This window comes from Fibrobacter sp. UWB10, from assembly GCF_900182935.1.
In the GTDB taxonomy this organism is placed as follows: domain Bacteria; phylum Fibrobacterota; class Fibrobacteria; order Fibrobacterales; family Fibrobacteraceae; genus Fibrobacter; species Fibrobacter succinogenes_O.
The window spans coordinates 1-12,977 of the sequence record NZ_FXUE01000002.1; the positions used below are offsets into that span (position 1 = coordinate 1).

The 12,977-nt window shown below is 51.1% G+C and carries 12 protein-coding genes; 11 read left to right on the forward strand and 1 reads right to left on the reverse strand.

Going from position 1 to position 12,977, the window contains the following annotated elements; genetic code table 11:
- Positions 1-205, reverse strand: a 205-nt coding sequence (locus tag QOL41_RS04625) for a hypothetical protein (protein ID WP_283428820.1), incomplete at its 3' end; no start/stop codon positions are given.
- 500 nt (positions 206-705) lie between these two features.
- Here QOL41_RS04625 and QOL41_RS04630 point away from each other — a divergent pair.
- The 11 genes from QOL41_RS04630 to ftsA are packed head-to-tail and all read left to right on the forward strand — an operon-like array spanning position 706 to position 12,953.
- Positions 706-1,182 carry a division/cell wall cluster transcriptional repressor MraZ gene (locus QOL41_RS04630; protein WP_283428821.1) on the forward strand — a complete coding sequence of 159 codons (477 nt, stop codon included), beginning with the start codon at positions 706-708 and terminating at the stop codon, positions 1,180-1,182.
- The gene (gene rsmH, locus QOL41_RS04635; RefSeq protein WP_283428822.1) at positions 1,169-2,206 is read left to right on the forward strand and encodes a 16S rRNA (cytosine(1402)-N(4))-methyltransferase RsmH; all 1,038 of its coding nucleotides are present in this window, start codon (positions 1,169-1,171) and stop codon (positions 2,204-2,206) included. The genes QOL41_RS04630 and rsmH overlap by 14 nt, the downstream gene beginning before the upstream one ends.
- On the forward strand, positions 2,203-2,511 hold the full coding sequence (locus QOL41_RS04640) for a hypothetical protein (RefSeq protein ID WP_173653319.1): 309 nt from the start codon (positions 2,203-2,205) through the stop codon (positions 2,509-2,511). Before rsmH ends, QOL41_RS04640 begins: the two co-directional genes overlap by 4 nt.
- Positions 2,508-4,406 carry a PASTA domain-containing penicillin-binding protein gene (locus QOL41_RS04645; protein WP_283428823.1) on the forward strand — a complete coding sequence of 633 codons (1,899 nt, stop codon included), beginning with the start codon at positions 2,508-2,510 and terminating at the stop codon, positions 4,404-4,406. Before QOL41_RS04640 ends, QOL41_RS04645 begins: the two co-directional genes overlap by 4 nt.
- Complete coding sequence (locus QOL41_RS04650) at positions 4,406-5,833, forward strand: UDP-N-acetylmuramoyl-L-alanyl-D-glutamate--2,6-diaminopimelate ligase (protein ID WP_283428824.1); 1,428 nt, start codon at positions 4,406-4,408, stop codon at positions 5,831-5,833. Before QOL41_RS04645 ends, QOL41_RS04650 begins: the two co-directional genes overlap by 1 nt.
- The gene (locus QOL41_RS04655; protein ID WP_283428825.1) at positions 5,826-7,208 is read left to right on the forward strand and encodes a UDP-N-acetylmuramoyl-tripeptide--D-alanyl-D-alanine ligase; all 1,383 of its coding nucleotides are present in this window, start codon (positions 5,826-5,828) and stop codon (positions 7,206-7,208) included. Before QOL41_RS04650 ends, QOL41_RS04655 begins: the two co-directional genes overlap by 8 nt.
- Before the next feature lie 18 nt (positions 7,209-7,226).
- Positions 7,227-8,402 (forward strand): peptidoglycan glycosyltransferase FtsW, encoded by a 1,176-nt coding sequence (locus tag QOL41_RS04660; protein ID WP_173653323.1) that lies wholly within the window; start codon positions 7,227-7,229, stop codon positions 8,400-8,402.
- Entirely contained in the window at positions 8,399-9,469 is a 1,071-nt protein-coding gene (gene murG, locus QOL41_RS04665) for an undecaprenyldiphospho-muramoylpentapeptide beta-N-acetylglucosaminyltransferase (protein ID WP_173653324.1), read from the forward strand. The genes QOL41_RS04660 and murG overlap by 4 nt, the downstream gene beginning before the upstream one ends.
- Positions 9,469-10,851 (forward strand): UDP-N-acetylmuramate--L-alanine ligase, encoded by a 1,383-nt coding sequence (gene murC, locus QOL41_RS04670; protein ID WP_283428826.1) that lies wholly within the window; start codon positions 9,469-9,471, stop codon positions 10,849-10,851. Before murG ends, murC begins: the two co-directional genes overlap by 1 nt.
- Before the next feature lie 25 nt (positions 10,852-10,876).
- Entirely contained in the window at positions 10,877-11,719 is an 843-nt protein-coding gene (locus tag QOL41_RS04675; protein WP_173653326.1) for a cell division protein FtsQ/DivIB, read from the forward strand.
- Complete coding sequence (ftsA, locus tag QOL41_RS04680) at positions 11,712-12,953, forward strand: cell division protein FtsA (protein WP_173653327.1); 1,242 nt, start codon at positions 11,712-11,714, stop codon at positions 12,951-12,953. Before QOL41_RS04675 ends, ftsA begins: the two co-directional genes overlap by 8 nt.
- Positions 12,954-12,977: the final 24 nt, after the last annotated feature.

Below are 12,977 nucleotides of genomic sequence, written 5' to 3' on the forward strand. Positions count from 1 at the left end.
TGAAGAATGCCGCGCTGAATTCCAACTGGTCAGTTTCAGAAATTCCTGCGGGGTTCACATACATGGCAGTATTGCCACCAAATTCTGCAAACCAGCCATTCTGCTGATAGGTATTCGGCGCGTAGTTGGACTCAGCAAACAAAGAAGTGCTGGCTACAGCAAGTCCGATAGCGGACGCCTTGATGAAACTAGTACGCAACGTCATTTTATCTACGCTTGAAAAACTCTTCAAAAAGCAGCTTCTTCAATATACTTCATTTTGAGGGGGATTTACAAGCGATGGGGCTTTTCCCACAAAAAAACTCAAAATTTTTATATCTTTTCGCCCCTCCTAGTTGAACTATAAAGAATTTCTTTATAGTTGCCTCCCTAGGGAGTTCATCGTCCCTATAAATGTTATCAATATGCTGACCATACGCTGAAAAGGTCGTTCGGCGGTCCGCAGCATGTTCGCAGCTATACGGCCTGGCCTAACAGAGCCAGAGGGTCTTTTTCGCAGCTTTTTCGCAGTTTCGACCCAAAAGTACGGTCTGGCCCGACAGAGCCTTTTTATATAGTGAACTAATGTTCACTATTTATTTGTCGAACCAAGAACCGAAGTATGTTTTTTGTATGCTTTTCGGCTATGTAAATCGAAATTGCCTTGCCAAAGTGGGAGAAAATGGTAGATTTGTACTGTGTTGTGGTAAATTGTGGTAAACTAGAATGAACTTTACGTCTTTCATAGGTCAAGCCCAAACGGCTATCGATGGAAAGGGAAGGTCTTCCTTCCCCAGGGAATTCCGTCGTCAGCTCGGGCCAACCGAAGGGGAGCAATTCGTGGTCACGCGTGGCCCTGCTCAAACCCTGCGGTTGTATACCTTGCCTGAATACGAAAAGTTCATGGCGGACCTGGACTGCCGGTCCGACCGCCGTCAAGCTGACCTAGTTCGGAGAAGCCTTTGGCCCACGGTTGTGGAGCTGGATGGTCAGAACCGCATTTTACTTCCTAAGGTATTGCTGGAGTATGCTGGTCTTAAAGGAGAGGTCCTTTACGTACAAGCTAGCGGAAAAACTCTCGAACTATGGAATCCTGAACGCTATAATGCCAAGTATGGCTTAGAGTCTGAAGATGCTATTGCTGCATTCGATGCCGCGTTCTATGGTGAAAGCTTGACGGAGGGCGACAATGGCAATAAATAGCCTCCGCAAAAACGAATTACGTACAAATGAAGTTTTGAACGGCCGCGCCATGGCGGCTCATTCCGAAGCAGCCCTTGCTGGCGTTGAAAACGGTGTATTCTATCACGATCCGGTGATGCTTGCGGAATGTCTTGAAGGCTTGAACATCAAGCCGAATGGCACTTACAGCGATTGCACTTTGGGCGGTGGCGGACATTCTTACGCTATTGCGAACAAATTAGATGAAAACGGAACGCTTCACGCTTTTGACCGCGACGAAGAAGCCGTTGCCTTTGCCACCAAGCGCCTTGCCGGCGTGAAACCCAAGTTCATTGTGCATCCGGTTCGCTTTGGCGAACTGAAAAACGAAATTGCGCCGAATACTTTGGACGGCATTCTCTACGACTTGGGCATTAGCAGCCATCAGGTGGATGCTTCTGACCGCGGCTTTACTTTTGTGGGCGACAATCCGCTGGATTTGCGCATGGATCGCCGCGAAGGCGTTTCCGCTCAGGAATGGCTCAAGACAGTCGATGCCGATACGCTTGCTGCCGCACTCCGCAAGAATGCAGATATGGATCGCGGCTTTAAGCTTGCGACTCGTTTGATTGAAATGGCTGCCTCTAAGGGCGACCAAGAAATTTTGCCTTCTGACGTGAAGGCTGTGGTGGAATCGGTGTTCCCTGACAAGCGCCGCGAAGTGAATGGTCTTTTGGCTCGCGTGTTCCAGGCGATTCGCATGGAAGTGAACGGCGAACTTAAGGAAATCGAAGATAGCCTGCGCGCTGCGGTAGACTGCCTCAAGGTGGGTGGCCGCTTGGTGGTTATGAGCTACCATTCTGTGGAAGATCGCTGCGTCAAGGAAACAGCCGCTGAATTTGAAAAGGCCTGCATTTGCCCTGAACACTTGCCTGTGTGCACGTGCGGTGGTAATCACCAGCGCCTTAAAAAGGTGAATCGCAAGCCGATTCTGCCTTCTAACGAAGAAATTGCAAAGAACAGCAGAGCTCGCTCTGCAAAGCTTAGGGTGTACGAACGGGTATGAGTGAATCTAGCAAGAAATCCCTGTTCAACTCTAACCGCACCATTGTGTGGGTGTTTATCTGCGCCGTGCTGGTTGCAGGGCTTTTGCTGATTTTGCCGCTCTATATGCAGAACCGTCTGACGAAGCTTTATTCGAAGTCTCATGAGCTTTCGTATTTGATTGGCCAGCTGCAGCGTGAAAGAACTTTGCAGGAACTTGAAATCAACAAGTTGTCTTCGCTTGAAAACTTGTCTGTGTTTGCAGACAGTGTTGGTCTTGATTTGAACGGCGTGCCGACTAAGGTGCGCGTAACGGGGGCTCCATGAATATTGTGAATATGGATGCCCTTTCGGTTGCGAAGATGATTGTGCTTGGCGCGATTGGCGTGCTAGCATGGCAGACCTTTAACATTCAGGTGCTGAACCGCGAAGTGTACCAGGCTGAAACCAAGAGCATGGTCACGCGTACCAAGAGCATTTATGCCGAACGCGGCGAAATTTTGGACCGTAACGGCGTGGTGTTTGCCAAGAACTTGCGCGATACCGGCAAGGCCGAAGACTACACCCGAATTTTCTTGCAGGGTAAGCTTGCTTCGCAGATTGTGGGCAAGGTCGGTTACGACGGCGAAGGCAGCATGGGCATGGAACGCATGTACGACTTGCGCCTGCGCGGTAACGAAGGATTCCGTGTGGGTATCAAGGATGCCAAGGAACGCGAAATTCTGGGCCGTTCTGAAAATGTGGCCGAAGCAAAGCCGGGTAAGAACCTTGTGCTGACGATTGACCGCAATATGCAGGAAATCGTGGAAAAGGCGCTCAAGGACGGCGTGAACGAATTCAGTGCAGCGAGTGCATCGGCTGTGGTGGTGGACCCGTATACGGGTGAAATTTTGGCGATGGCTAGTTACCCGACCTTTGACCCGAACTCTAAAAAGCAGGGTGTGGGCAAGATGGCCAAAAACGATATTGTGGCCATGTCTTTTGAACCGGGTTCCACGTTCAAGGTGATTACGGCTGCCGCAGCTCTTGAAAACGGTTCTGTTCCTGAAGATACTGTTTTTGCTAACGAAGGCAAATGCTGGAGTTGGAGCGCACGTGCTGAACGTATTTGCGATACGCACATTTATGGCGACATGGACATGGCCGAAGGCATGGTGCAGTCGTCGAACATTGTGTTTGCGAAGGTGGCTGACAAGGTGGGCGCCGAAAAGCTTTACCGCATGGCCCGCAACTTTGGCTTTGGCATGAAAACGTCTGAAAACCTGGCGGGTGAAGAAGCTGGCCGCTTGTACATGCCGTATGAACTTACAAGAGATGACCGTACCCTTAAAACGATGGGCTTTGGTCACGCAGTTTCTGTGACGCCGATTCAGATGGTGATGGCTTATGCCGCAATTGCAAACGGCGGCACTCTGATGGAACCGATGATTGTGAAGGAATGGCGCGATTCCGACGGAAACTTGGTCGAAAAGAAGGAACCGGTAAAGGTACGTCGCGTAATTTCGGAACGTACGGCAGCTTCGATCCGCAAGATGCTGAATCGCGTGGTGAACAGCGGTACGGCAAAGCGTGTTGCTAGCAAGAAGATTCCGGATGTGATTTTTGGCGGCAAGACGGGTACGGCTGAAAAGTATAACCAGGAAACCGGCAAGTATGACCGCGAACACCAGGTGGCTTCGTTTATTGGTCTTGCTCCGGTTGAAGATGTGCGCTATGTGTGCATGGTGCTGGTGGACGATCCGAACGCTGACAAACTTTACGGCCACACGGGTGGTGCTACGGCGGGCCCGATTTTCCGCCGCATTATGGAAGGCATTTATTACCACCCGAAGCTTTCGCCGGCATCGCATGACCTTGCCTTTGTGAAGGGTAAGTCGCCCTGCGAAGGCGATTATGTGGGCATGCTTGCTCAGACGGCAAAGTCGGTGGCCGCAAACAAAAAGTGCCCGGTGATTTTTGAAGGCGAAGGTTCTCGCGTGCTTGCGGTGCGCAGGGACTTGACCGATTCGATTGCACTTGTGCTCAAGCTAGGCGATGTCGATGCTTCGACCATGCCCGACTTGAAAGGACTTACGTTGAAAGATGCTCTTGAAATTGCCGGAAACATTCGCATAAATGTGGAATATACCGGAATGGGCCGCGTTGTGTCCCAGACGCCGAAAGTCGGGGAAACGCTCCATAAAGGGCAAATTTGCAAGCTTACGCTTAAGGAGAGAGGCTAATGATTTCTGAAACGTTGATGCAGAAATTGAATGTGCAGGGCCTGTGCGACGACTCCCGCCGCGTAAAGGCAAAAGATTTATTCTTTTCGATGCCGGGTGACAAGTCCGACGAATTTGCGAGAAACGCCGTGGCATCGGGTGCAGTCGCCGTAGTGAGCGAAAATGTTGCTCCCGAAGGACTGACATCTAAGTGGATACAAGTTGCCGACGTGAAGGCTGCACGCCTTGAAGCGGCGAAGATTTTCTATAAGGACCCGTTTGCAAAGCTTAACGCTCATGCTGTAACGGGTACGAATGGTAAGACAACAAGTGCGTTCCTGATGGATGCAATGCTTTCGGCTGCTGGCCACAAGGTTGCTCTCCTTGGAACCATTAAAAATAAAATTGGCGAAACTTCGGTGCCCGCTACACTAACGACGCCGGGGCTATTGGATCTGTATGCCTTTGCCGCAAAAGCAGTCGAGGCTGGTTGTACGGACTTGGTGATGGAAGCGTCTTCGCATTCCTTGGACCAGGGCCGTATGGCAGGTGTGCTTTACAAGAGTGCCTTGTTCAGCAACCTGACTCAAGACCACCTCGATTACCATAAGACGATGGATGCCTACTTTGAGGCAAAGAAGCTTTTGTTTACGCGTTACCTTGCTGATGATGGTGTTGCCGTTATCAATATTGACGATGCGTACGGAAAGAAACTATACGATTCCCTAGCCGGGATAGAAGCGGACCGGAGGGTGGCTGTCTCGCGTCTAGGGGTCGTTGGTGCTTTAGTGAAGCCCGAAGGTGCCGTGAAGAATACCGAAGACGGTCTCAAGTTGTTGTTGCCTGCCATTAGCGCAGAACCGTTTGAAACTCCGTTGTGCGGCGACTTTAACGTAGACAACGTGATGCTGGTACTTGCTTGGGCAAAGGCAATCGGCCTTGCCGAATCTGCCATGCGCAAGGCTTTGGCAGAAGTCCGCGTTCCGGGCCGCTTTGAAAAGGTCTGGAACAAGAATGGCCGCCACGTGATTGTGGACTATGCTCACACGCCTGACGCCCTTGAACGCGTCCTTACGACCGCTCGTAGCCTCTGCCGAGGCCGCCTCGCGTGCGTGTTCGGCTGCGGCGGTGACCGCGACAAGACCAAGCGCCCGATTATGGGTGCAATCGCCGAACGCATTGCGGACAAGGCCTGGCTCACCTCAGACAATCCGCGTACCGAAAATCCGACTGACATCATTAATGACGTGCGAGCTGGCATGAAGACGGACAAATTTAGTGTCGTCGAAAAGCGTGATGAAGCGATTGCCAAGGCTTGCGCAGAACTTAAGGACGGCGACTGGCTCGTGATTGCGGGCAAGGGCCACGAAGACTACCAGATTGTGGGTAAGACCAAGCATCATTTTGATGACCGCGAAGAAGCGGTGAAGGCAATGGAAAATGTATAAACTGGATTTGAAAATCAAGGAACTCTTGGAAATCCTCGAAACCTACTCCGTAGGCGTTGATGGCCGTACCAAGAACCGAAAGGTGAATCTTTGCATGGATTCCCGCGAACCCGCCAAAGGTGTTGTGTTTTGGCCGATCAAGGGCGCCCGTTTTGACGCCCACCAGTTTGTAGCACAAATGGAAAAAAATGGAGCATTGATGAGTGTCGTGAACGCTGATGCCGAAGGCATTGAAAACTTCAAGATGTATGCGCCCGTCGACGATACGACGAAAGCGCTCCTCAAGCTCGCCAAGGGCTACCAGAAGAATTTCAAGGTAAAGAAGGTTGCCATTACGGGCAGCAACGGCAAGACAACCACCAAGGAAATGGTGAAGGCCGTTCTTTCGCAGAAGTACAATACGCACGCCACCGCTGGTAACTTCAATAACCACATTGGTGTGCCCATGACGTTGTTCCAGCTCAAGCACAGCCACGAAGCGGCCGTGATTGAAATGGGTACAAGTGGCCCGGATGAAATCCGCCCGCTTTCTATGGCGGTGGAACCCGATGTGGCCGTGATTACCAATATTGGCGCTTCTCACTTGGAACGCCTTAAGGATTTGGACGGCGTGTTTGCCGAAAAGAAGACGATTGTCGCTGGCCTCAAGAAGAATGGCGTGCTCATTGTGAATGCAGACGATCCGCGTCTTTGCAAGTGCCGTAGCAATACCAGCTACAAGGTGATTACCTTCGGCGTGAAGCGCGGCATCATCAAGCCTGAAAAGCTCGAATGGAGCGAAGACAACTGCGCCACCTTCTTTGTGGACCGCACCAAGTTTACGCTGAACGTGCCGGGCATTCATAACCTGTATAACGCTCTCGCCGCTATTGCCGTGGGCCAGCAGTTCAGAGTTCCGAAGGCTGAAATCGCAAAGGCTCTCGCAAACTTCCGTTCGACCAACATGCGCATGGAAATCAAGAATGCGAATGGCTTCAAGATTGTGTCGGACTGCTACAATGCAAACCCGTCTTCGACCAAGATGGCTTTGCAGACCATTGGCAACATGAAGGTGAACCGCCGCATTGCCATTTTGGGCGATATGCTGGAACTTGGCGCTCAGACCGACGCCCTGCATTTGGAAATGGGCGCCATGGTGCCTGAAATGAATTTTGACATGCTCCTGACTGTGGGCGAAAAGGCAAAGCTTTATGTGAAGGGCGCAAAGTCCAAGGGCATGAAGGCTGCTCACCACTTTGCATCTGTTCAGGAACTGATTGACACCCTCACCGAAATCGTGGCAGAAGGCGACGTGCTCTTGATTAAGGGTAGCCGCGGTATGCACATGGAACAGGTGGTCGATGCCATGCTTAAACTCACGAAGGTCAAAGCTTAATTTAGGACTCACGAAGGAATGGAAAACACAGTTGCAAATACCGGCATGAACAAGCTACTCTTGGTAGTAGTGTTGCTGCTGATTTGTTTGGGCGTGCCTATTGTCTATACGGCATCGGCCCATTTTGCTGTGTCCCATGGGCTCCCGGCAGAATACTACCTGCAAAAGCATTTGATGAAGGCTGTGCTTGGCTTGGTTTTGATGCTTGGTCTTGCTCGTTTCTTGGATTACGGTCATTGGATTTGGCTTGGACGCATTGCGTTCTTGGTGGGCGTGATTCTTACGATTGCAGCGCTTGTGTCGGGACACGGCGTCAAGGGTGCAAACCGCTGGATTATGGGTATTCAACCGTCTGAAATCATGAAACTTGGAATGCTCATTTGCATTTGCGGAAAGCTTTCTCAGGCGGGTGACAACATCAAGAGTGTTGCATGTACGCTTGTCCAGCCGGGAATCTTCTTTGGCATTACGGCGCTTTTGCTGATTTTGCAGCCGAACTACTCGATGCTTTTGATGCTTTCGGTGACGGTGATTTGCGTGTTGCTCACGGCAGGCGTGAATTACAAGTATTTGGCAATTACGATTGCCTCTGCGATTCCGCCGGGAATTATCATGTTGCTCAAAACTGGGCATTCCAGCAAGCGTCTCCAGGCGTTTACTGCTGCCGAAGGCGAAATGGTCGCTTCGAACTGGCAGGGTGAACATGCGTTGCTTGCTTTGGGTAACGGAGGGTTCTCTGGCACGGGATTCGGTCTTGGCGTGCAAAAATTGGGCTACTTGCCCGAAGTGCACAAAGACGTGATTTATGCGGTGGCAGGCGAAGAATTTGGATTCATGGGAACGTTCTTCTTGCTTGCTTTGTATGCGCTTCTTTTTGCGCAGGGTTTCAAGATTGCTCGTCAGTCTTCGACCCGTTTCGGAAAGTATTTGGCGGTGGCGCTTACGTTCTCGCTTTTCTTCAACTTTTTGGTTCACGTCTGCGTTTGCGTGGGACTTTTCCCCACGACGGGCCAACCTCTCCCGTTCATAAGCTTCGGCGGAACCAATTTAATTTACAGCTGTGTGGCAGTGGGTATTCTTTTGAACATTTCTAGACCCAATACAGGCAAAATGATCAAGGAACCGTATATGAGCGGCGCCTCGCTCGAAAGCAGTGCCTACAGAAACTATGAATATTCAAGGAGTGGCGTATGAAAAAGTTCCTTTTCGTATGTGGCGGTACCGGTGGCCATATTTTCCCGGCCGTAGCCATTGCAAATAGTCTTAAGAAGATGGGCGTGACCGATATTACTTTTGCCGGCCGTAAAGATTCTATGGAAGAACGTTTGGTTGCAAAAGACTGGCCGTACGAATATATTTCTGCGGTTCCTCTGCATCGTGGTCCGTTCCTTAAGAACTTGGCGCTGCCCTTTAACCTTTCTAAGGCCCTTGTTCGTGCAAAGAGCGTGATTAAGAAAGTCAAGCCCGATGTCGTTGTGGCAACCGGTGGCTATGTTTCGCTTCCGATTGTGCTTGCCGCAGGCACTGCCGGCATTCCGGTTTATCTGCAGGAACAGAATGCTGTGGCCGGCGTTGCCAATAAGGTGGGCGCCCGCTACGCAAAGACCGTGTTTGTAACCTCCGAAGAAGCTGCCAAGTTCTTCCCGGTAGAAAAGTGCATGATTTTTGGCAACCCGGTTCGTGAATTGCCGGTGGGTGATTCCTTGCCGCGTCCGGCTGAATTTGCTCCGGGCAAAAAGGCTGTGTTTATTGTCGGTGGCTCTCAGGGCGCTGTGGGTATCAACAACAAGATTGAAGAAAGCATTCAGAAGATTGCCGCCCGCGACGATGTGTCTGTCGTTTGGCAGGTGGGCGTGAAGAATGTGGAAACGATTAGCTCTCGCGTGGGCGAAGTCAAGAATGTGGCGATTCGCGGTTTCTTGGATGGCATTTATTCTTACATGAAGCATGCCGACTTGATTATCAGCCGCGCCGGTGCTTCTGCCCTCGCTGAAATTTTGGCCTTCGGTAAGCCCTCGATTCTCTTGCCGTTCCCGCATGCTACTGCTAACCACCAGGAACACAATGCCCGCGTGGTGGAACATGCTGGTGCCGCCCTTGTGGAACTTGATGCCGAAGAAAATCACTTGTGGGAAAAGGTGGAACAGCTCTTGGCTGATGAACCCCGCCTGAATTCGATGGCTCTTGCTGCCAAAAAGCTTGGAATGCCCGATGCAGCCGACCAGATTGCTCGTGTTATCCTGTCTAAGGAGAATGATTAATGCAGATTAATGATTGTAAGCGTGTCCGTAAGCTTCATTTTGTAGGTATCGGTGGCGCCGGAATGTCCGGCATTGCTGAAGTGCTCCACGATAACGGTTTCGTTGTGAGCGGCTCTGATACCGGTGAAAGCCAGGTGATTGATTACCTGAAGGGCCTTGGCATTAAGGTGTTTTCGAAGCACGAAGCATCGAATGTCGAAGATACGGACTTGGTGGTTTATTCTTCTGCAGTTCCGCACGACAATCCTGAACTTGTTGAAGCCCGCAACCGCCGTATTCCGGTGATTCGCCGCGCCGAAATGCTTGGCGAACTCATGCGTATGAAGTACACACTTTCGATCGCTGGTACTCACGGCAAGACGACCACGACTTCTATCGTGGGCCAGATTTGGGAAGAAGCTGGCCTTGACCCGACCATTATCGTGGGCGGTGTCGTTAAGGGTAAAGGCTCGGGCGCTAAGGTCGGTAAGGGTGACTACCTGATTGCCGAAAGTGATGAATTTGACCGCAGCTTCCTTTCGATGATGCCGTCTTCTGCAATCATCACCAACATTGACGCTGACCACTTGGATACTTACGAAAACATCGAAGACATCAAGGATGCCTTCGTGCAGTTTGCCAACAAGATTCCGTTCTACGGCCAGGTGATTGTTTGCCTCGACGATCCGAACGTGCAGCAGATTCTTGCTCGCTTGAAGAAGCCGGTGATTACTTACGGCTTTACTCGTCAGGCTAAGTACCGCGTGGATAACCTGCGTTTTGAAAAGGGCTATCCGATCTTTGAAATTTTGAACGATGGCGAAAGCTTGGGCGAATTTAAGCTCCAGATTCCGGGCCGTCACAACGTGCTGAATGCAACTGCCGCTGTTGCGCTCGCGATTGAAGAAGGCATCTCTGCCGATATCGCACGCAAGGCCTGCGCCGAATTCGAAGGCGTCAAGCGTCGCTTCGAATTCATCGGCGAAAAGAATGACGTCCTGGTCTTTGATGACTACGCTCACCATCCGACTGAAGCGACTGCCACCTTGCTTGGCTTCCGCGACGCCTTCCCGGATCGCCGTATTGTCGTGGCCTTCCAGCCGCACCTGTTTACGCGTACCCGCGACCAGCACGATGCCTTTGGCGGTGCGTTTGCGAACTGCGATGTGCTCTTGGTGACTGACATTTACGCTTCCCGTGAAAAGCCGATTGAAGGCGTGACGGGTGCGCTTGTGTCTAACAGCGCCTCTGACCGCGGCCACCGTGATTCCCGCTTTGTGGGCGACCAGATGAACTTGCTGCCGATTCTCAAGAAGGAATTGCAGCCGGGCGATGTGGTGGTGCTCATGGGCGCCGGAAACATCTGGAAGCTGGGCGAAAGAATTTTGAAGGAATGCCTGTAAGGTTGAAAGAATTAAGGAATTAGAATTGACTGGAACTAAAACGACATTCTTGGGACGCCGCATAGGCACCAATGAACGATTGCGCAAACAGGAGCGCGTCCGCAAATTAAAGAGCGGCGTGTCTTCGGTATGGCATTGGTTCAAGCGTCGTGGCTGGATTTTCACCATTATCCTGGTGGTTCTTGCCGTTCTCGCCATTCACAATCGTTTTTACTTGCAGCATTTCAACCCGCTGGAACTGCGCCACTTGCAGTATGTGGAAATCGAAGGCAACCGCATGCTTTCTTGGGAAGACGTAATGCAGGGTGCCCAGGTCGAAACGGGAATGCTTATGTCGGAATTGAACGCCGATTCTGTCGAAGCGTCTCTCATGCAACTTCCGATGATTTTGTCGGCGAAGGTCGAAAAGAAATTCCCGTCGTCGCTGTACATCAAGCTGCACGAAACGTCGCCGGTGCTTACGGTGCTTTCGGAAGGTCGCGCAACGATTTATTCCGAAAAGGGCTATCCGCTTCCGTTCTCGGTGGCAACGGCAATGAGGCTCCCGGTAATGGATGTAACGGCAATGGAACATGTGAAATCGGTAACTCAGTTCTTGGTTGAAATGCGTAGTTACGATGCTGAACTTTATAATCGTGTGTCGCAGGTGAGCTGGTCTTCTGCAGACGATTGCATGAAGGTCTATTTCAGAGATGTCGGCTTTACCGCTCTCTTTAAGGACTTGAAATCGAACAAGGATCAGTTTACGCTGTATAAGTCGCTTGAAAACGGGTTTGCAAAGGATTTGCTTTGCGCAGGTGAAGTCGATATGCGCTATTCGGGCTTTGCCTATGTAAGAAATTATGATAAGAGGTGCGTCAATGGATGACAATAAACAGGACAAAAGAAAAGACGAATACATCTTTGGCCTTGACATTGGTGAATCGAAGATAAACCTGTTCGTGGGTGTTTCCGAAGGCGAAAACGTTCGCGTTGTGGAATGCGGCGATTTCCCGCTCAAGAACGCAGACGAGTTCGATTCTGTAGTGGAAACATTGCAGCAGGCTGTCCAAGTCATTGAAAATACGACTCGCGTCGATGTGCACGATGTCTACGTGGGCATTGCTGGCAAGCATGTGCGTTCCTTGGTGACTCAGGGAATCGTGACGCTCCCCATGGGCGAAGTTCGTGAAGAAGACATTGACAACGTGACAAAGCAGGCGAGCACCTTGCCTGCCTCTGCCGGCGAAATCATCCATATCTTCCCGGGCGAATACAACCTGGACGACGAACCGCATATCCGCAATCCGAAGGGCCGCTCGGGCCGTCGCTTGGGCGTCGATGTCCAAGTGGTCGCTGTAAAGCCGACCGCCTTGCAGAACTTGGCCAAGTGCGTGAACCGCGCAGGCCTGAATGTGGCTGGCTTTGTGCTTGAACCTTTGGCGGCTGCAAGTGCAGTGCTCACCAACGACGAACGTGAACTCGGTGTCGCTCTGGTAGACATTGGCGCAGGTTCTGCAGACATTGCCGTGTTCGTGAACGAATCCGTTCGCTTCACCTTCTCTTACGAATATGCCGGCAACTCGATCACAAGTGATATCAGCCGTTGCTTGAACGTGCCTATCGCACTTTCCAAGGCCGAAGAAATCAAGAAGAAGTTCGGTACTTGCGTTATTAGCAACTTGATTGAAGACGAAACTTTCCCGGTGCCTGCTGTGGGCAACCGTGGCGATGTATCTTGCTCTCGCAAGCTCCTTGCCGAAATTATCACAGCCCGTGTGGGTGAAATTTTCTCGATGCTCAACGAACAGCTTAAGGCACACCAGCTCGATACCATTATCAATGGCGGTATCGTTTTGACTGGGGGCTGTTGCGCACTGGATGGCATCGAAGATGTCGCCTGCAAGGTATTCGGAAAGCCTGTTCGTATTGGCCGCCCCAAGGGAATGAGCGGCATTCAGGAAGCCTACCAAAATCCATCTTATGCAACGGGTATCGGCCTCCTTTACTATGCGAACAAGCAACACCGTGAAAAGAAAAATCGTGAAACCGGAACCCAAATTGCCGTTTCTATGAAGAAGGGCTTCCAGCGTTTCATCGAAATCATCAGGACTTATTTATAACAAACACCAACACTCAACATCAGG